At 38.6% G+C, this 20086-nt stretch carries 15 protein-coding genes and 2 pseudogenes; all 17 read left to right on the plus strand.

Annotated elements, in window-relative coordinates:
- Positions 1-2 precede the first annotated feature (2 nt).
- A complete protein-coding gene (gene rfbA, locus ACHUFW_RS04130; RefSeq protein WP_394200823.1) occupies positions 3-884 on the plus strand; it encodes a glucose-1-phosphate thymidylyltransferase RfbA in 882 nt (293 codons plus the stop codon).
- Positions 885-911: 27 nt separating this feature from the next.
- Positions 912-1463, plus strand: a complete 552-nt coding sequence (gene rfbC, locus ACHUFW_RS04135) for a dTDP-4-dehydrorhamnose 3,5-epimerase (protein WP_394200825.1) — start codon at positions 912-914, stop codon at positions 1461-1463.
- Between the two features lie 4 nt (positions 1464-1467).
- The gene (rfbD, locus tag ACHUFW_RS04140) at positions 1468-2373 is read left to right on the plus strand and encodes a dTDP-4-dehydrorhamnose reductase (RefSeq protein ID WP_394200826.1); all 906 of its coding nucleotides are present in this window, start codon (positions 1468-1470) and stop codon (positions 2371-2373) included.
- A gap of 168 nt (positions 2374-2541) precedes the next feature.
- The gene (locus ACHUFW_RS04145) at positions 2542-3954 is read left to right on the plus strand and encodes a mannose-1-phosphate guanylyltransferase/mannose-6-phosphate isomerase (protein WP_394200827.1); all 1413 of its coding nucleotides are present in this window, start codon (positions 2542-2544) and stop codon (positions 3952-3954) included.
- Between the two features lies 1 nt (position 3955).
- Positions 3956-5317 (plus strand): annotated as a pseudogene (locus tag ACHUFW_RS04150) (phosphohexomutase domain-containing protein); the annotation flags it as partial.
- Positions 5318-6004: 687 nt separating this feature from the next.
- Positions 6005-7894: pseudogene (locus ACHUFW_RS04155) on the plus strand (glycosyltransferase); the annotation flags it as partial.
- An 11-nt stretch (positions 7895-7905) separates the two neighbouring features.
- Positions 7906-8640 (plus strand): sulfotransferase family protein, encoded by a 735-nt coding sequence (locus ACHUFW_RS04160; RefSeq protein ID WP_394200828.1) that lies wholly within the window; start codon positions 7906-7908, stop codon positions 8638-8640.
- 1 nt (position 8641) lies between these two features.
- Entirely contained in the window at positions 8642-9685 is a 1044-nt protein-coding gene (locus ACHUFW_RS04165; protein ID WP_394200830.1) for a glycosyltransferase family 61 protein, read from the plus strand.
- 38 nt (positions 9686-9723) lie between these two features.
- Complete coding sequence (locus ACHUFW_RS04170; protein WP_394200831.1) at positions 9724-10656, plus strand: UDP-glucuronic acid decarboxylase family protein; 933 nt, start codon at positions 9724-9726, stop codon at positions 10654-10656.
- A gap of 207 nt (positions 10657-10863) precedes the next feature.
- Positions 10864-12228, plus strand: a complete 1365-nt coding sequence (locus ACHUFW_RS04175; RefSeq protein ID WP_394200833.1) for a hypothetical protein — start codon at positions 10864-10866, stop codon at positions 12226-12228.
- Positions 12229-12694: 466 nt separating this feature from the next.
- On the plus strand, positions 12695-13609 hold the full coding sequence (locus ACHUFW_RS04180) for a glycosyltransferase family A protein (protein WP_394200835.1): 915 nt from the start codon (positions 12695-12697) through the stop codon (positions 13607-13609).
- A complete protein-coding gene (locus ACHUFW_RS04185) occupies positions 13596-15212 on the plus strand; it encodes a hypothetical protein (protein WP_394200837.1) in 1617 nt (538 codons plus the stop codon). The genes ACHUFW_RS04180 and ACHUFW_RS04185 overlap by 14 nt, the downstream gene beginning before the upstream one ends.
- 257 nt (positions 15213-15469) lie before the next feature.
- The gene (locus ACHUFW_RS04190) at positions 15470-16387 is read left to right on the plus strand and encodes a glycosyltransferase family 2 protein (RefSeq protein WP_394200839.1); all 918 of its coding nucleotides are present in this window, start codon (positions 15470-15472) and stop codon (positions 16385-16387) included.
- 23 nt (positions 16388-16410) lie between these two features.
- On the plus strand, positions 16411-17163 hold the full coding sequence (locus ACHUFW_RS04195; RefSeq protein WP_394200841.1) for a WbqC family protein: 753 nt from the start codon (positions 16411-16413) through the stop codon (positions 17161-17163).
- Complete coding sequence (locus tag ACHUFW_RS04200) at positions 17150-18121, plus strand: hypothetical protein (RefSeq protein ID WP_394200843.1); 972 nt, start codon at positions 17150-17152, stop codon at positions 18119-18121. The genes ACHUFW_RS04195 and ACHUFW_RS04200 overlap by 14 nt, the downstream gene beginning before the upstream one ends.
- Positions 18118-19104 (plus strand): sulfotransferase, encoded by a 987-nt coding sequence (locus ACHUFW_RS04205; protein ID WP_394200845.1) that lies wholly within the window; start codon positions 18118-18120, stop codon positions 19102-19104. Before ACHUFW_RS04200 ends, ACHUFW_RS04205 begins: the two co-directional genes overlap by 4 nt.
- Positions 19101-20075, plus strand: coding sequence for a sulfotransferase family protein (locus tag ACHUFW_RS04210; protein ID WP_394200847.1), 975 nt, complete (start codon positions 19101-19103; stop codon positions 20073-20075). Before ACHUFW_RS04205 ends, ACHUFW_RS04210 begins: the two co-directional genes overlap by 4 nt.
- Positions 20076-20086 lie beyond the last annotated feature (11 nt).

Consider the following 20086-nt stretch of genomic DNA (forward strand, 5'->3'; position numbering starts at 1 on the left):
CAATGACTAGAAAAGGAATTATCTTAGCCGGTGGCTCAGGAACAAGATTGTACCCGTTAACAAAAGTTGTTAGTAAGCAGCTAATGCCAATCTATGATAAGCCAATGATTTATTATCCAATATCAACCTTGATGAATGCTGGTATTAGAGAGATTCTTATCATTGCTACGCCAGAAGAGTTACCACGTTTCAAGCAATTGTTAGGTGACGGATTAAGTTGGGGCGTTCGATTTGATTATGTAGCACAACCCTCCCCTGATGGGTTAGCACAGGCTTTCATTCTAGCTGAAGAGTTTTTGTCAGGCGCTGATGCAGCCTTAGTGTTAGGTGATAATCTATTTTATGGGCATGATTTGTCTAGCTCCTTAAAAAAAGCTGCTGAGCAGAGCAAAGGGGCTACTATATTTGGTTATCACGTTGCTAATCCGCGCGATTACGGGGTTGTTGAGTTTAGCGAGTCAGGTAAAGCAATATCAATAGAAGAAAAACCACTGCAGCCTAAGTCAAATTACGCAGTACCGGGTCTATATTTTTTCGATCGAAAAGTGGTCGAATATGCTAAGCAAGTTAAACCTTCTGCGCGGGGCGAATTAGAAATTACGGATGTAATTGAACGCTATTTGGAAGAGAAAACGCTTAATGTAGAAATTATGGGACGAGGCACAGCTTGGTTGGATACGGGCACGCATGATAACCTATTACAGGCTGCTCAGTTTATTGAAACCATTGAGAAACGCCAAGGGCTTAAAGTCAATTGTCCAGAAGAAATTGCTTATCGAATGGGTTACATTACCGATGAACAATTAAAAGCGTTAGCCACGCCATTACGTAAATCAGGGTATGGTCAGTATTTACTTAATCTGCTGGAACAAAAACTTTTTTAATTAGTGGATTTCAAGTAGAAGGGATTTATGAAGTTTTTAGAAACTAAGATAGCTGACGTCAAATTGATCGAACCCATAGTTCATGGAGATGAACGGGGTTTTTTCATGGAAACATTTCGTCGTGATGAGTTTAATAAACATTGTGGAGTTAGGGAGTTTGTTCAAGAAAATCATAGTCGATCAGATCGTGGTATTCTTAGAGGGTTACACTATCAAACAAACAATACTCAAGGAAAGCTCGTCAGAGTAGTTAGCGGTGAAGTATTTGATGTTGCGGTTGATATGCGAGCCAGCTCAGATACGTTCGGTCAATGGGTTGGAGTCATATTATCAGCCACAAATAAACGTCAGCTCTGGGTTCCAGAAGGGTTTGCTCATGGCTTTTACGTGCTTTCTGAATCTGCCGAATTTGTTTATAAGTGTACCGATGTTTACAATCCTGAGGCTGAAATATCAATTAGCTGGGATGACCCTAGTTTGGCTATCGATTGGCCCCTAATTGAAGATAGAGCTCCTATTTTGTCCAACAAAGATGCAAACGCACTGTCATTGGCGCTAGCACCTAAACTGGAACTTTAGCTATATGTCAAAGCAGAGAGTCTTAGTCACTGGGAAAGGTGGCCAGTTGGCAACGGAGTTACAAGCAACATTGCCGAGTCAATTTGAGCTGGTATCTTTGGATTCGAGCACACTCGATATCACCGACTTAAGTGCGTTAGAGCAAGCCGTAACAACCTACCAACCAACAATCATTATAAATGCTGCTGCATACACTGCTGTTGATAAAGCAGAGTCTGATGTTGAGGCCGCATACTCGGTTAATGAGCTTGGCACTGCAAACTTGGCGCAGATTTGTAGTGAAAAAAAACTTCGATTAGTTCATATATCAACTGACTTTGTTTTTGATGGTAAAAACAATCAACCTTACACACCGGAAGATGCGCCGGCACCGCTTGGAGTTTATGGTAGGTCAAAGTTCCAAGGTGAGCGTCGATTACTCGAATTGATGCCCACAGGTGCCATCATAGTGCGTACAGCATGGGTCTATTCAGAGTATGGCAGTAATTTTGTCAAGTCGATGCTGCGTCTAATGACCGAGAAGGAGCAGTTAGGCGTAGTTTATGATCAAGTCGGCACACCAACATGGGCGAAAGGACTTGCAAATGCGATTTGGGCGATGGTCGTTCAATCAGATCAACAAAGTGAAAAATGGGCGCAAAGCTCTGTTGTTCATTGGACTGATGCAGGGGTAACATCCTGGTATGACTTCGCAATAGCCATTCAAGACTTAGCCTTCTCAGCCGGGCTGCTAAATAAGAAAATTCCTATTCTTCCGATTAAAGCAACTGCTTACCCTACACCAGCAGTTCGTCCCTATTATGGTGTGTTAGATAAGGCATCGGGTGAGAAGCGCTCTGGTATGAATACAATCCACTGGCAATCACAACTTAAAGATATGATTGTGAAGTTAGCTGAGGCAGAAAAATAGCCAATAGTTTGAAGCTTATTGATCGTACTACCGATTTTTAGCTTGATTATTGTGAGTTAGGTAACCAGATAGTTTTATAGGAAGCTTAAGTTATTTGCCACTGTTTCAATGTATTAGTTTTTGCATCATTTGGTGTATTTTGTTTTTAGAAAGGATAGAGGCGTTTTGATGAAGATAGTTCCAGTTATTATGGCAGGAGGCTCAGGAACCCGTTTATGGCCGTTAAGTCGCTCACTTTTTCCTAAGCAGTTCCTTTCGTTTGCATCAAATCAAAGCATGTTGCAAGAAACTGTAAAACGGACTTATGGATTAGATGGCGGTAAAGCAATTTTGTTATGCAATGAGAATCATCGATTTTTAGTGGCGGAGCAGTTGCGAGAAATTGGCTATCAGGGGGCGAGAATTTTATTGGAACCAGCTTCTAGAAATACTGCGCCCGCAATTGCTTTAGCTGCCTTTGACATCATCAATAGTGCTGAACAGGATGGCATAATGATGGTGATGGCTGCTGACCATATCATAGAGAACCCAACAGAGTTTGAAAATGCTGTAGTTCAAGGGTTACCAGAAGCATTAAACGGTAAAATGTTAACTTTTGGGATTGTAGCCAATCACCCAGAAACCGGTTATGGATATATTCGCCGCGGCGAAGTTATTTCTGAGAACGTTTTTCAAGTCAATGAGTTTGTTGAGAAACCTGATCTAGACACAGCGAAAAGTTATATCGCAGCCAATGAGTACTATTGGAATAGCGGTATGTTTCTTTTCAAAGCGTCAACCTTCTTGGCTGAATTAAAGGCTTATGCTCCAGACATTTTTACCGCTTGTGAATTGGCGTATGAAAACAAGACTTCAGATCTCGATTTTATTCGTTTAGACAAAGAGGCATTTCTTGCTTCGCCTGATGATTCGATAGATTATGCCATTATGGAGAGGACCCAAAATGCAGCAGTCATTCCCCTTGATGCTGGTTGGAGTGATATTGGGTCTTGGTCGGCGCTGTGGGACGTAGATGCTAAAGATCGCAATAACAATGCGGTTAACGGTGATGTCGTTATGCACAATACGACAAATTCACTCGTACATTCTACACATAGACTCGTTGCTGCAGTAGGCTTGAACAATATTGTTATTGTTGAAACTGATGATGCGTTATTGGTCGCAGATAAAGACAATGTTCAAGATGTGAAACACATCGTTAAATCATTAAAACAAAGAAATCGAAGTGAAACCAAGCATCATCGTCAGGTGTTTAGGCCTTGGGGTAAGTATGATTCAATCGATGCAGGACACAGATATCAAGTTAAACGCATTACTGTGAAACCTGGTGCTAAATTAAGTGTGCAGATGCATCATCACCGTGCGGAACATTGGGTTGTTGTTTCGGGTACAGCTAAAGTCACTAATGGTGATACCGAGATTTTATTGACCGAAAATCAATCAACCTTTATTCCTGTTGGCGTCGTTCATGCACTCGAGAACCCAGGTAAAGTTGACTTAGAATTAATTGAAGTACAATCAGGGAGCTACCTAGGCGAGGACGATATTGTACGCCTAGATGATCGATATGGTAGAAAATAACATGGAAGAGCTAAGTTGTTTTAAAGCTTATGATATTAGGGGACAATTGGGGTCACAGATAGACGAAGATATAGCTTATCGTATTGGACGGGCCACAGCGCAGTATCTTAAAGCGGCATCTATTGTTGTTGGCGGTGACGCAAGAGAAACAAGTGAAAGTTTAAAGTTAGCGTTATCGAGAGGGATTCAAGACGCTGGTTGTAATGTGATAGATCTAGGTCTTGTTGGAACAGAAGAGATTTATTACGCGACTTCTGATCTAAAAACCGATGGGGGCATAGTTGTCACTGCTTCACATAACCCTATTGATTACAATGGAATGAAGTTGGTTCGGCAGAATTCGAAACCTATTAGTGGTGATACTGGCCTTAACGAAATAAAGCGGGTAGCTGAGCATAATAAATTTGAGAAAGTAACCACAAAAGGAAGCTATCGACGCGAATCAAACTTAGGTTCCTATATTGAGCACTTATTAACGTATATCTCCCCGTCATTGATTAAACCACTCAAGCTTGTAGTTAATGCTGGCAATGGTGCTGCAGGGCATGTGATTGATGCGCTTGAAGCACAGTTTGATCGTCTTTCAATACCAATACAAATTGTCAAAATTCATCATCAACCGGATCCAACGTTTCCAAATGGGATACCCAACCCTCTATTACCCGAGAATCGGCAAGATACTGCCGATGCAGTCATTAAACATAAAGCCGATATGGGCATAGCGTGGGATGGTGACTTTGACCGCTGCTTTTTGTTTGATGAAAAAGGCCAGTTTATCGAAGGTTACTATATCGTGGGTTTGTTAGCTGAGGCGTTTTTGAAAAAAAATCGTGCTGAGCGGATTATCTACGATCCACGTGTATATTGGAATACTGAAGATATTATTCTTAAAAATGAAGGTGTACCGGTTAAGTGTAAAACTGGACACGCTTTCATTAAAGAAAGGATGCGTGCGGAAGACGCTATTTATGGCGGTGAAATGAGTGCCCACCATTACTTTAGAGATTTTTTCTACTGTGATAGTGGCATGATACCTTGGTTATTAATCGCTGAGTTGATGTCTGTAAAGTCGGTTGGGTTATCTTCTCTTGTCGCCGACAGAATAAGCAAATTTCCAAGTTCAGGAGAAATCAATTTAACAGTTACTGATCCGGACTACATCATTGAAGCACTCAAACGTAAGTTTAGTCATATCACGAATGCCGAGATCGATCTAACTGATGGACTCGGTGTAAGTTTGGAAAAATGGCGGTTTAATATTCGTAAGTCAAACACTGAACCAGTATTAAGAATTAACGTAGAATCCAAAGAGAATGCCGAAATGGTCAATGAAAAGCTAAGTTATTTGTTAAAGTCTATTAAAACATATACCAAATTAGGCGAGTCGTTAATTGGGTTTATTGATTCTATTGATGGCCGAAATATTACCGGCTGGGCGGCGTCAAATAAAACTGATAGAAAGCTAGATATCGCTATCGTTTGTGATGGGCAAATAGTCGCGAGGGGATTAGCAAATTTATACCGGGAAGACTTAAAGCAACAAGGTATTCACAAGGGTGAGCACAGCTTTAACCTATATCTAAGTGAAGGCACCATAGCAATAGATTCAGAGCTACAACTGGTAGAATTAAGTACTCAAAAATTAATTGCTAAAGCCCCCATCTTTAAAATTTCAGCACAAAAAGAGTTTATTGTTGAAGGAGAGGTTAAATATAGCCAATCTTTTTCACCAGATTTATTAGCTAGCCCACAGCCTGAAGTACAGGAAGCTCAGAAGCAAAATGGTGCTACAGGTGCGAAGGACAAAATTGCGACACCTTGGAAATACTTGAAAGATAGTGCTAATACTTCAGGCTTTATGTCGCTGAATGTACATAGTAATTACCGTTTTGAATCACTTAAGTACCATTTAGATGCAATAGCGAGGAATTCGCACTATTATACTGCGGAGCAAGTTTCAACCGTTCACATGCTAGTAGTGGAAGGCTACGAAAATAGAAACAAATTTCCGTCGTTTTCACTACCAAAATTTGATCAGCCAAAAGTTTCAATAATTGTTCCGGCGTACAATCAGTTTAATCTAACTTATCACTGCATCGCGTCCATTGCCCTTGCCTTTAACCATACCAGCTATGAAGTGATTCTTGCCGACGATTGTTCTACCGATATCACCGCAGAAGCAGAGGAGATAATTGGTAATATCGTCGTCTCTCGTAATGCAGAAAACTTAAGATTTCTAAGAAGTTGTAACCAAGCGGCTAAAAAAGCAAGCGGGCAGTACATTATTATGCTTAATAATGATACCGAGGTAACTTCCTACTGGATAGATCGACTAATTAGCCAAATGGAAGGTAATCTGCAAATAGGAATGACCGGCTCTAAGCTTTTGAACTTAGATGGTACTTTGCAAGAAGCGGGCGGGATTGTCTGGAACAACGGCCAGCCCTGGAATGTGGGCAGAGACCAAGATCCGTTAGCACCTGAATATAATTATGTGCGCGATGTTGATTACCTTACCGGCGCCGCTATGTGCATCAAGACAGCAGTGTGGGAGCAGGTTGGAGGTTTCAGTGAGGAACTTGTTCCTTGTTATTATGAAGATACAGACATCGCTTTTAAAGTCAGAGAGCTTGGCTTAAGAACCGTTTATGTTCCTGAGTCAGAGGTGATTCATTTTGAGGGCCAAAGCCACGGTACAGATGTAACTAAAGGCCTTAAACGCTATCAACAAGTTAATGAAGCAACTTTTCGTGCTAAATGGATTAAACAATACCGCAATAACGGTGTTGCCAGCTGGGACAACATGTTGCTTGAAAAAGACAGAAATATCGAAAAGCGCGTTTTGGTTATTGATTATGCGACACCTATGCCTAATCAAGATGCGGGAAGCTACGCAGCAATTCAAGAAATTAAACTTATACAGTCATTAGGGTTTAAGGTAACGTTTGTTCCAGAGAATCTTGCACACTTTGGTAAATATACTAAAAAGCTACAAAGCCTTGGAGTGGAAGTCCTATACGCACCTTTTTATCAATCTATGGATGAAGTGTTGTCTCGACGTCTTGCTGAAATGGACGCTGTATATATTACGCGGTATCACGTTGCTGAGAAATACATAGATAAAATAAAACAAACATCTAATGTGAAAATTTTGTTCAATAATGCCGATTTGCATTTTTTGAGGGAGTTGAGGGCTGCAACAAGTACTAGTAGCAAAGATTTAGAAAAGGCACTGAGAACAAGAGATGCGGAACTAGAAGTATGCCGGAAAGCTGATGCGGTATTATGCTACAACACAACAGAACATGCTGTTATCACTAGCCATACTTTAGATGACAGTAAGTTACATCTGACACCATGGGTCCTTGAAGAGAAGCCTGTAGGTCAAAGCTTTACAAAAAGAGATGGAATAGTTTTTCTTGGCGGATTTAATCATACTCCCAATGGCGAGGCTGTCGAGTATCTGGTCAATGATATAATGCCGCTACTTGCTAAACATCGACCGGATATTGTATTGCATGTATATGGCAGCAACATGCCTGCTAGTTATAAAGAAATGGAAACAGCCAATATTAAGATGCATGGATTTGCCCCTTCACTTGATGGAGTCTATCACAATCATCGTTTATTCGTTGCCCCGCTCCTTTCCGGTGCTGGAATAAAAGGCAAAGTGTTGGAGTCAATGGCATATCAATTACCTACAGTGTTAACTGAAGTTGCGGCAGAAGGGACAGGTTTAACGCATGGTATAAGCACTTTCATCGCACTTGAACCTCAAGAGTGGGTGGATAGAATCATTCAGCTTTACGATGACCAATCATTATGGAATAAGTTTGCGGAAAATAGCCAAATATTGTGCAATACAAGTTATTCCTTTGAGCATGGACATAAACAATTTAAAAGAATATTCGCTGGTGTTGGAATTTATTCAAGTAAATAGAAGTGATGACAATGAAAAAGAATTTATTTATTGCTGGTTGTGCTAGATCTGGTACGAGTGCATTGGTTCAACTACTTAGCGGCTCGGAAGATATAGTACTTGGTATGGAAAGGTACGGTCATTTAGTAAAGAAAAATGATTTTAAGCTGACTAAAGAACATTTTGTGAAAGAGCGCTTTTTTGACTTGCGTGAAGAAGACACATTTTATTCGGATTTTTTTGCTTTCCACCGTTTTTCACCAAACATAGAAGCTAAGTTTGATAGTTGTAAATGGGTAGGCGATAAACGGCCTGATCTTTATGAAGTCTACGATGAGTTATTTGAGGCATTTCCTGAATCAAAAGTCATATTCATTTATCGTGATATAGTCGAAGTTGCATCTTCCTACCAGGAGAGAGTAAAAGATGGGAAGAATTGGCCAGCTTCGAAAGACTTTATGGCTGCGGTAAGAGAGTGGAATCGCTCGCTATACTTAACTAGAGAAGCAATAGCTAAAGGTTATGACATTAATGTAGTCGAGTATTCGAGTATATTTAATAGCAAAAAGGACCTTAATCCATTATTTGAAATACTGAATATTGATATAGACAAAAATCTCGAAAGGCATATAGCTAATATTAGAGGAAGAGCAACGCAATTAGTTGAAGAGAGGAAGATGTCTTTGTCAGAGTCTGAACTTGACTATATTTCAAAGAATAGCAAAAGCTTCCTAATAGATAATATTGTAGAGAAGAAGGTTCTTTAAAATGAAAGTTATCAAAGAATTCGAAGATGCTATCGAATCTAAGGTTAAGAGACCGCTAAATCTGACTTCGGATATAAATGCCCTGGGGTTTAAATTCAGAGATATGGTATTGAAGCGATTCCCTTTGTCTGTTTATGAACTGTCTAATGTATATTTATATTATGATGATAAAGGCGCCTTTTTCTTTGATAGTGACTTTGAACTCATTGAAGAATTAACAGATAGTATAGCTAATTTAAAGCTGAATAAAAAAGATTTGCAAAACCTTGCTAACAGCCGTCTTACTTTATATAGAGGCGTTACTGCAACTAGCGTCACGTTTAAAGCTAAAACCAATTATTGCCACTTTTTGTTAGAAGGTGCAGCAAAATTACGTTTGATAAATGAAGCTTACAATGGCGAGTCGATTAATAACGTTATTTGTGATGAGTATTTTGGTTCTCAGACAGAAACTTTATGCTCTCTATTTCCAGCTTATAAACATTCCTCCTTTATATCTTTAAAAGGCGAGGGGATTTTAAAGTTTGAAAAACTTCTAGTAACGAATACTATTAAACATCCCATGCATAATGGCCATTCAGACTTCAAATTATTTTTCGAGTTTTTGAGAGAGAACATAGAGTCTAGCGTACCCAAAAAGTGTAAAAGAATCTTCATAGACAGACCAAATGGTAGGCGAGGAGTTAAAAATAAACGTCAACTACAAGATCTGTTAGATAAGTATAACTTCGATATTTTAAAGTTAGAAGATTATTCGTTTGCAGAGCAGATAGGTATCTTTAAAGAAGCTGAAGTCATTGTTGGTATACACGGTGCAGGGTTAAGTAATCTAGTATTTTCTACATCAAAGACATCGGTTATCGAGGTGATACAGCATGATTACGGGCTACCTTCATTTTGGTTTTTAGCGAACTTTTTAGATTTAGATTATCAAGTAGTAGGTGAAAAAAGAGACTTCTTGACTTTTAATGACGGAACGAAAAAATTTAATGATTTAGACATAGATATCTTAGCTCTAGAGCATAGTATTTTGAAAACAATATGAATTTGAGCTAATTGTTATTATATGATATGGATTTTGATATGAAAAAAGTGTTAGTTACTGGTGGTGCGGGTTTTTTAGGCTCTCATCTTTGTGAAAAGCTACTAGAAGAGGGTAATGAGGTCATATGTTTAGATAATTTTTTTACTGGAAGTAAAAAAAATATTGAGCATATGCTTGATCACCATTACTTCGAAGTTATTAGGCATGATGTTACTTACCCAATATCTTTAGAAGTGGACGAAATTTACAATTTGGCCTGTCCAGCCTCCCCCCCTCACTATCAATTTGATCCGGTACAAACAACAAAGACTTCGGTACTAGGTGCGATCAACATGTTAGATTTGGCAAATAAATGTAAGGCCAAAATACTGCAAGCTAGTACTAGTGAGGTTTATGGTGACCCAGAAGTTCACCCCCAACCAGAAACCTACCGGGGAGCGGTTAGTACGACGGGTATAAGAGCATGTTATGATGAAGGGAAAAGATGTGCTGAGACTCTCTTTTTCGACTACTATCGTCAGCATGAGCTAAGGATTAAGGTTATGAGGATCTTTAATACCTATGGTCCTAATATGGACCCATATGATGGCAGAGTTGTTAGCAATTTCATCGTACAGGCTCTCAAAGGGGAAGATATTACGATATATGGTGACGGAAGTCAGACTCGTAGCTTTTGTTATGTAAGCGATCTTATCAATGGAATGGTAAGACTTATGAATTCGGATGAACATATCACAGGTCCAATAAACGTAGGAAACCCCAAAGAGTTTTCAATGTATGAATTGGCTACAATCGTGCTTGACTTAACTGGTAGTAAGAGTGAAATCGTTTATAGAAAGCTTCCACAGGATGACCCTTTGCAAAGAAAACCGGTAATCGAGTTAGCGAAAAGAGATTTAGGTTGGGAGCCTTCTATTGAGTTGAAAGAAGGCCTTTTGAAAACAATTGAATATTTTAAATCAGTAGTCTAGTGGATATTGAGAGCAAGTAATGATTTCTTGAAAGTGTGGAAGGTTAGTCTATTAAATGTGCTTTAATTATTAACTCTCCACCACTTACTAGTTGAGTGCCTGTTAATTTTATGGGCAGTAATATCAGTTCAAGAACGATAAATTTCGAAATTTTACGATAACAATATAGGCTCGTTAGAATATACGATATGTGTAAGGTGTTCGATTTTGCCCAATAACAAAAGAATTTTAATCCATGTAGGGCCAGGGAAAACAGGTACATCAGCTATTCAATCTTCTCTTTTATTAAATAAAGGTTTTTTGAGAAATAGTGGCGTTTATTATCCTTCGCATATGATAAATAAAAATGGTATTAGTTCCGGCAATATGACTAGCCTACTTTCATATGATGAACATCGACAATTATTTATTAGTCGGGATAAAGTATCAAAACTAGTTAAGTGGTTTTATGGCTCTAGCTATGATGTATTACTGTTGTCGTCAGAGTTCTTTTTTGACTTTATTGAGGAGTTATCTGATGTTGTACCTAGTGCTGAATTCCTGATTTATATTAGAAATCCGCTTGAAATAATTGATTCTGGTTATAATCAAGCTGTGAAAAGGCATCGTCAAACCGCCAAGTTATCTGTATCCCGTAGCACAAAGTTTCGACAAATTGACGGTTTTGAAAAAATTGTAAAAAAGATAAGTGCCTCAAGATTGAACTTCAGATTTTATGATAGAGCAATTTTTGTCGGTGGAGATATCGTTTCAGATTTTTATAGTGTTCTTGGACTGGAGCGTAGTTCTACCAGCGACAATCAGCGTATAAATACGTCCTACTGTTTTGAGGCGTTAGAGTACAAGAGGGCGCTGAATAATTTAGGCTTGGATGAAATTGAGCCGACACTCGACAGCACGCTACAGGGGATGGAATCAGATGGTGAAGGATATTCACTTATTGAGCCTGATACATACGAGGAACTTCGCCAGGCTGTCATCACTAGACTTAAACGTTGGCAATTAGAGTATGATGAAATTGATCTGGAACGCTTTACAAATAGTGTGTTAAACGCGAGGCAAAAAAGATATTTTTCGCAGCACAACACTCATATGGACTTCCGGCGGATAAATAATTATATAAAGAAACATAACATTTTTCTTTATTTGTATATAAAAAGATTGTTAGCTATTAATAATGACCTTGTTGTCGATAGATTGGATATTTATTCTTCGTATGGCTTGTCACATTGCGAAGTTGATGCGGATCGTTCTGCTATTAATGAGACATCTCAATTCTTATCTTCTCTTAACTTACCTACAGGAAAACAAGTTTTACTAGCAGTTGATTATGCGAAGATCCTAGAAAGTCGAGGCAAGTACGAGCAAGCATTGTTATTTTATAGGGTAGCTTACGGAATACGACCAGATATGAAGTTGGTTTATGATCCTCTTAATCGGCTGATAGTAATGAATAATCAAAAATTATTGAAGCCTAGAGTCAAGTTGGAATTGTATATTTATCGTATGTTTATGCAGTGGGTTAATGCATTTGGTTTACTTAGAAAAAATTTCTTTAGTTTGTTTAAATAAAATAGTGGTCGAACATGTGGTTTTTATTGAAAGCTGAAATGAGGGATTATGAATCTTAGATATAGAGCTGAAATTGATGGGATGAGGGCGCTAGCCGTTGCACCTGTAATATTATTTCATGCTGGTTTTGAATTTCTTGGATGGCGAGCTTATGACTTACGATAAGCATCACCTTTCTGTTAGATCTGTTGGCGTTATAAGTGAGCTTAATAGAGAAAAAATAAGAAACTATGTATTGTCAGAATACGCTAAGTGAATTTTTAGTGGTTGAACTCTATAAACAGCCAGTCGATTACTGTACAAAGCGAGCATAAGCTCAGGCGATTGCTCTGTAGATGCCAACATTGCCACACAGTAGTTTTTGAATAGATAGTGTTTTTTAGTGTTAAGTTTATAAGTAAAGTTCTTCATTTACCAAATGTGATAGTTGGGTAGAAGGAAAGCTTAGGTAGGTGATGGAGTAGAGATGTCTAATAAGCAGGCGAGTATTACAGTAGTTGTCGTAGCCTATAATATGGAGCGCGAAATACCTAGGACTTTGACGACCTTACTACCTCCCTATCAAAAAGGTATTGCACTAAGTGATGTAAATATTATCGTTGTTGATAATGGATCGACGAACCCGCTAACATTAAATGATATGCCAGAAAATGTGTCTCTTATTACCATCAATGACCCTATATCTAGCCCTGCACAAGCATTAAATTTGGGGGTTGAAGCAGCAACAACGGATCTCGTGACACTCTGGATTGATGGCGCCAGAATGGCCAGTCCTAACCTTATTTCTATGTCATTACTTGCCTCAAAATTGAATGACCGAGTAATCGTTTCTACCTTAGGCTTCCATTTAGGCGCAAAGGCTCAGCAGTTTAGTCAGCAACAAGGCTACAGCCAAGATGTTGAAGATGCTCTTCTTTCTTCGTTAGATTGGCAAAGTAATGGCTATAGATTGTTTGAAATATCTTCCTTTGGCGGCTCCTGCAAGAACGGCTGGTTTTCGGCAATTTCTGAAAGTAATGCAATTACTATGTCTAAAACAGTATTTAGCGAATTAGGGGGATTAGATGAGAGATTTGTCAAAGCCGGAGGAGGCTTAGTTAATTTAGATTTTTTCCAAAGGGCTGTCGTCCTACCAAACTGTCAGCAAGTCTGCCTATTGGGAGAGGGGACATTTCACCAGTATCATGGAGGTGCTGCGACGAACCAACCGAACCATACTGAGGTTTGGGAGGATAATTTAGCTGAGTATCAGCAAATTTTTGGCGAGCCGTTTATTTGCCCTGATACTATAGATTGGCTGTATGTTGGGAAAGTACCTAAGGAGCTATATCCTAGCCTTCGCTTTTTAATAAATGAGTGGGAAGTTAATGATGTCAAGTGAACAGGCTGAACAATTAGCTCTGGTCGTTACTGGCTTTCATCGCAGTGCGACCTCTTTTACGGGTAACTGGTTGTCGAATGCAGGATTGCATTTTGGTGATGACTTATTAGCCGCCAATTTTGCCAATCCAAAAGGTTACTTTGAAGATAGACAAGCTGTTTCAATCAACAATCGGGCCTTAATTGATTCTGGAACATCTTGGCAGTATCACGGTGAAGCTTCGTTACAATTCAATCAGGTAAGTGAGTTAGACGCATACATTAAATATAGAGCGATGCAACATAAACAATGGGCAGTAAAAGATCCTCGAATATGTTTATTTCTCAACGAATGGCAACAAGCACTAGTTAATAATGGGGTTAAAGCCAAATTTTTGTTGGTGATTCGCCATTGGGCTACATGCAGTGATTCACTTTTTCGGCGTCATTCCAATGTTCTAGCAACTAAAGCTAAGCTTGGCAAGACGAATCATTTTGCTTTTTGGCAGATTGATAGTTTGGCGCAAAAGATGTGGTTAGCATACAATCAAAAGCTATTAGAGTTTTATGTGGCAAATAAGGATGACTGTATACTTATAACCCAAAGGGGCTTATTTGAGCTGACTGATCCAACTCAATTAGTACCCGGCTTCGACATCGACCCTACATGCCTTGATAGCGCGCTAGATAGAACTTTGTTAAGAGAAGAGGCCCCAATAGAAATAAAAGATATTTTACCAAGGGGGCTTAGGTGTCAACTTGACACACTGTGGGAAAAATTGACGTATTTAGCTGAAATTAAATCAGAAAATGAATGCATAGATTATCAACAAACTACGCCTCCGGTAGCAGCGACTAAGCCTCCGGTGTTAGCCAGCATCGATAACCCTTTTTACCCTTATAACAGTTTTGACGAATTATTGACTGTATTAAAGCAGGAGCCCATAGACAATTTAGGTCGTATGATCAATTGGGATATCATTAATGCCGATCACTTCTGTCGGGTGTTAGAAGGAGTTGATAGGAACTCCTATGGTGCACTACATCAGATTTCAAAATGGTTAGGAACTGCTGGTTACGATGAACTGTTCCTCACTGTTTCCCAGTTTTTGGTTAAGCAAGAATCAAACAATATTTATTATCTTAGTGTTGCAGCAATAGCTAATCAAAAACTAGGAAAGCCCGCCGACGCAGATAAGTTGATGGAGATCGCTTTCTCTATTGAGCCTAAGCATATATTTTGTAGGTTTACTATGGCCAATCTCTATATCTTGAGAAAATTATGGCATATGGCCTATGCATATTCAAAAGTGGCTGTGGTTCAGGGAGAATCGAGCCCGATGTGGGTGTCCCAGCAATTCGCATTTATTCTTCATCGTTTGGATTATTCTGAAGAGCTTAGCCAGTTTACAAATGAGATAGATGATCCGGTGTTTACTCGTTGGGTCGAATCTTCTATTGCAAGTTACAACAGCACTAATGTCACTAAATGTATGGACGCTATCGGTGAAAACCTGGATGAAAGTACTCTTAATAGACGGTTGCAATTCGGTGTACAATCAGCTCATAGTGAGACTTTGTCTGAGGACTTCGTATGCCGTGTGCTTAAGCGCATACGATTTTAAGTGACACTGACTTAGTAAGTCTTATTATCGGTTTCATTTAGCCAACAAGTAGGTATAAAGGCGAACTGACGACATCAAATTGGGTATAGGGCTTATTATGCTGCGCTGTTTAGTCTAGAGCCACAGGCAGAAAAGCACTATAAGGTCAACAATTTTAAAGCTTACACGCCCATGCAAATGGTGTATTTTCGCGATGTATGCAGCGTTAAAGACGCATTATTAAATATAATTTAAGTGACTGATATTAAATATTTACCATGGCAGGGTTAACCTTGGATATAACAGCGATTATCAATGTAAAAGACGAACCCGAGCTTTTACGAAAGAATATCGAGTATCATAAAAAGTTGGGTATTAAGAACTACTTTATTTTTGATAGAAGTATTGAGCCCTTTAATGTTTCATTGATCAGAAAGTTTTCAGACTCAGAAGATATTAAAGTCGTTGTTTATCATAGAGATATATTTTCTATGCCAATCGACTCACTAGAGTTTAAAAACCGAAGGTTAGACATGTTTTCTGCATTTAAGCAGGCGTTTAGTAAAGGCTGGTACGTTATTATGGATGCCGATGAATTTTTGGTATCCAAGTATAAAGATATAAGTAAAACGGCCTCAATTACATCTTGTAATACTATAATTTTAAATAGATATAATATAGCCTCTACACTGAACTCGATACCTTTTTATGAACAGAGTTACTCTCTGGATGATGTACTGAATTTAAAAGTGGTAGCCAAATCAGTTTATATGTCGCGAGATTTTATGGCAGATAATCCTAGCATGCCTTGGATAATGCACAAGGTTGGCCCGAAAATGATGTCAAACATTAGAGAGGTAGAGGGTATCAATCCAGGATTTCACTCAATTGAAACTAGAGAGGAAATAGTTGAAGTTGAGGGTGCAGACCTTTGTTTATTACATGTGCCTTTTACAGACCTAAAGAGCTTTGCTAATAAAGTTAAATCAATTAGAGTTCATTTGGATAAAATCGGTTCTACATTTAGACCTGCACAGGCTTGGCATTGGCGGCGGTGGGCAGAAGAATTAGCAAGTTCACAAGATATTGCCGAAGAATTTGATAAGCAGTTTTTTTCGAGTGACACGATAAGTGACTTGGAAAGTCGAGGCGTGATCAAAAAACTTGATAATGTACTTATTAGTCAACTCGCTTGAACGACCATTGCTTAGGATTTGGTATGAAGTTAGGCATTATGCAACCTTATTTTTTCCCTTATTTGGGGTATTTCCAGCTTATCAATCATGTAGATAGATGGGTTGTTTTTGATGAGGTGCAGTACAATAAAAAATCTTGGATGAATAGAAATAGAGTTGTTCATCCAGACATTAAAGAAGATTATCAGTATATAAGTGTTCCTATATGTAAGCATGCTAAGGGAACACTTATACGAGAAGCAATGATTAACAATCAGATTGGCTGGAGAGAGGCGCTAAAAGGAAAGCTAACAGTTTACAAACACTTAGGTGCTAAAAACTATGGCGTCGGACTTGATTTAGTTAGCAATGTTATTGATCGAGATGTCAATAGTTTTCTGGATTTGTCGACTCTTTCTATAAAAGCAGTGTGCAAATACTTGGACATAAATATTCACTCTCTCGAAAACTCCTCAGATATACATTTTGACCGCAGTTCAGTTGATGGACCTGGCGATTGGGCTTTGATGATAAGTAAGGCAAAAAATGCTACTCAATACATAAATCCTTACGGTGGGAGGACACTATTTGATGAAGGTAAGTACAGTCGTGAGGGCATTGAATTAAACTACTTAAGAACCTGTTTTTCTGAGTATAAGCAAGGCAGAGATAGAGCATTTGTTCGCGGCTTATCTGTCATTGATTTGATCATGTTTTTAGATAAAGAAGAAATAAGCAATCTATTGAGAGAAGATTTCTTCTTGGTTCATCCTAAGGATGTTCATGACAAATCATGAAATAGGTGGCTTTTTCGAGTTAGAGCTACCAAAGGTAAAGTGCCATTATCACCATGGGTTAAAGCTAAATACGGCGCGCTCTGCTCTTTACTTAATATTGCAAGAGTGTAAACCATCAAAAATTTATGTGCCTTACTATATGTGTCATGTTGTGCTAGACGTTTTTAAAAGCTTAAATGTTGAGTATGATTTTTACAATATAAATAAAGACTTAGGTATTGTAGAACGGCCCGTATTAAAGGAGTCTGAATATTTACTTTATGTAAACTATTTTGGTGTTAAAGATGACTATGTCACACAACTTGCTGGTCACTTTGGCGCTCACTTAATTGTAGATAATAGCCAAGCCTTTTTTTCAAAGATGACCGAAAATGTAAAATATTACTTTTACTCCGCTAGGAAGTTCTTTGGGGTAGCTGATGGTGCCTATCTTTATGGAGTTGAAGAAGACGTATTATCGGGCACAGGAACTGATGTTTCTGGCAGCAGAATGGAGCATTTACTTGGTCGTTTTGAGGACCGGGCTGTTCATTATTACAGCGCATATAAGAAAAATGACGAATCATTGTCTCATGTAGGTGTTCGGAAAATGAGTAAGCTAACAGGGCACTTGCTTAGTCTGATTGATTATGAGACCGCAATGAATGCAAGAGCTGCTAATTTCGAGTACTTAGCGAGTCGATTGAATCATTTAAATGGACTTAGTTTATTTGATGCACAGATATCAGCTCCCATGAGTTATCCGTTGTTGTTAGCTGCTCCAGGATTGTCTGAGTATTTGATTAGTAATCAGGTGTATGTCGCGAAGTATTGGCCTGAACTAAACGATATAGTATACGAAGATGAAATGGTTCTTGTTAATTGCTTAATTCCATTGCCCATTGACCATCGGTATGACATTACCGATATGAAACGTATTGTAAGTTTGATCTTCAAGTTTCTAGAGAGCAAACAATGAATAAAAATCGAGTTGAAAGTTTTGCTAGGAACGCCTCTTTAGAGCAATTCTTAAACGAGCTAAACAGTGAACTATGGTATACAGAGAGTCAAATACTTGAAGCAGAAATAGAGCAGCGCTATCCATTGATATTTATTGTTGGCCCTCATAGATCAGGTTCAACTCTATTTATGCAATGGCTCGCTTCATTAGGAAGCATTGCTTATCCTACCAATTTAATGTCGCGTTTTTATGGCTCTCCCATTATCGGTTCAAAAATACAAAAACTACTCAGTGAACCTAGCCTTAATTATCGCGACGAGCTTGGCGATTTTTGCTCAAGAACTGATTTCAGATCCGCTAACGGTAAGACACAGGGCTTAACTTCACCAAACGAGTTCTGGTATTTTTGGCGTCGATTTTTGGATTTTGACAATTTAGTAGAGCTTGATACGGAACATTTAGAATCTGAGTTTGACTCTGTGACCTTTAAAAGGGAATTGTATGGAGTCTCTAATGTATTAGAAAAACCTTTTGCTCTTAAAGCAATGGTAATGAACTACCATATTCCTTTTCTTGCGAAATTATTCGATAAGGCACTTTTCATTCAGTTGACGAGGGAGCCTCTAGCAAATATTGCATCTGCGATGGAAGCTAGAAAGAGGCAATACGGCACTTATAATGATTGGTATTCATTTAAATTTCCTGAATATGAATTGCTTAAAGATATGTCCAACTATGAACAGGTAGCTGGGCAAATTTATTACATAAATAAAGCTGTTGATAATGGCCTAAGTGCAGTTTGCTCAACAAAAAAATTACAGGTTAGCTACGAGGTGTTTTGTCAGGACCCCAAGACAGTGTATCAACAAGTGCATAATAAATTGGCCGGCTTAGGCTGTGTTTTACCAAAGGATTATATTGGTCAAAGCCAATTTGAGATATCAAGAAAACTAGTCACGGATCCTAGTATTTTACTGGCATATAATAGATTTTGGAGATGAAATTGATGTTTATTTTTTTGATGTGTTCTGAACGTTCAGGCAGCAACTTTATCACTAAGTTGATGAACGGCCACCCAGAATTGATTGGACCGTCGACAAAACACATTCTTAACCCAGTATTAAAGAACTATTTTCGCTACGGAAATTTAGCAATACAAGACAATTGGTTAGATTTACTTGCGGACATAGTAACATTGTTTAAGGTAGATTTTTCAATTTGGAAAACAGAACTAAGCGTAGAGTTGTTGTTGACTTTCGCTGAACCAGGTGATCTGCCTAGTTTATTGAAAAATTTATTTTTGCATGAGGCTAGGCTGCATGGTAAGACTTCAGTCTTCGTTAAAGAAAACAAAATCTACGAGTTTTACCCTTATTTAGTTAAGTATTTTGGGGAGTCGAAGTTCGTTTACCAAGTTCGTGACCCTAGGGATATGGCTCTTTCTTGGAAGTTGAACAAAAATATAAAGGGTGGAGTTGTAGAGGCTGCACAGCAATGGAAAAAAGACCAGCAAGGCTTTATGGCCATGAGGGCACTGCTAAAAGACCAAGTTTACACTATTACATACGAAAATATGGTGACTCGGCCTGAAGCTGAATTGACTTCCTTATGTCAGTTTTTAGGCTTAGAGTATGCTCCTAAAATGCTAGAGTTTTATTTGGACGAGCTGACGCAAAAGAATGCTCAAATGAATTCTGCATGGAGTAACCTTTCAAAGGGTATCATGGAAAATAACTGTAATAAGTATCGAGATCTATTGTCTGCGCAAGAAGTGAAGGCTGTAGAGAAAGTTTGCTTTCACGAAATGAAACAGTTGGACTATGCAACAGATAATGCTAAAGCAGCCTTAGATAAGGTTTCAATGCAAGAACTTGATGTTTTGTCTGCACAACAGCGAAACAGCTTGGAATATGCACCGGTTAAAGGGATTAGGGATAATATGGTGGCGAAAGCACGTTTTTATCAAAAATAACAATGCTTAGA

The sequence above is a fragment of the Shewanella waksmanii genome (genome assembly GCF_043643685.1).
Taxonomy (GTDB): Bacteria; Pseudomonadota; Gammaproteobacteria; order Enterobacterales; family Shewanellaceae; genus Shewanella; species Shewanella waksmanii_A.

Coding starts and splice junctions, on each gene's coding strand:
- ACHUFW_RS04160 (WP_394200828.1), top strand. CDS start 7,906: ATGAAAAAGAATTTATTTATTGCTGGTTGTGCTAGATCTGGTACGAGT.
- ACHUFW_RS04190 (WP_394200839.1), top strand. CDS start 15,470: ATGGCAGGGTTAACCTTGGATATAACAGCGATTATCAATGTAAAAGAC.
- ACHUFW_RS04165 (WP_394200830.1), top strand. CDS start 8,642: ATGAAAGTTATCAAAGAATTCGAAGATGCTATCGAATCTAAGGTTAAG.
- ACHUFW_RS04210 (WP_394200847.1), top strand. CDS start 19,101: ATGAAATTGATGTTTATTTTTTTGATGTGTTCTGAACGTTCAGGCAGC.
- rfbD (WP_394200826.1), top strand. CDS start 1,468: ATGTCAAAGCAGAGAGTCTTAGTCACTGGGAAAGGTGGCCAGTTGGCA.
- ACHUFW_RS04180 (WP_394200835.1), top strand. CDS start 12,695: ATGTCTAATAAGCAGGCGAGTATTACAGTAGTTGTCGTAGCCTATAAT.
- ACHUFW_RS04185 (WP_394200837.1), top strand. CDS start 13,596: ATGATGTCAAGTGAACAGGCTGAACAATTAGCTCTGGTCGTTACTGGC.
- rfbC (WP_394200825.1), top strand. CDS start 912: ATGAAGTTTTTAGAAACTAAGATAGCTGACGTCAAATTGATCGAACCC.
- rfbA (WP_394200823.1), top strand. CDS start 3: ATGACTAGAAAAGGAATTATCTTAGCCGGTGGCTCAGGAACAAGATTG.
- ACHUFW_RS04170 (WP_394200831.1), top strand. CDS start 9,724: ATGAAAAAAGTGTTAGTTACTGGTGGTGCGGGTTTTTTAGGCTCTCAT.
- ACHUFW_RS04145 (WP_394200827.1), top strand. CDS start 2,542: ATGAAGATAGTTCCAGTTATTATGGCAGGAGGCTCAGGAACCCGTTTA.
- ACHUFW_RS04195 (WP_394200841.1), top strand. CDS start 16,411: ATGAAGTTAGGCATTATGCAACCTTATTTTTTCCCTTATTTGGGGTAT.
- ACHUFW_RS04200 (WP_394200843.1), top strand. CDS start 17,150: ATGACAAATCATGAAATAGGTGGCTTTTTCGAGTTAGAGCTACCAAAG.
- ACHUFW_RS04205 (WP_394200845.1), top strand. CDS start 18,118: ATGAATAAAAATCGAGTTGAAAGTTTTGCTAGGAACGCCTCTTTAGAG.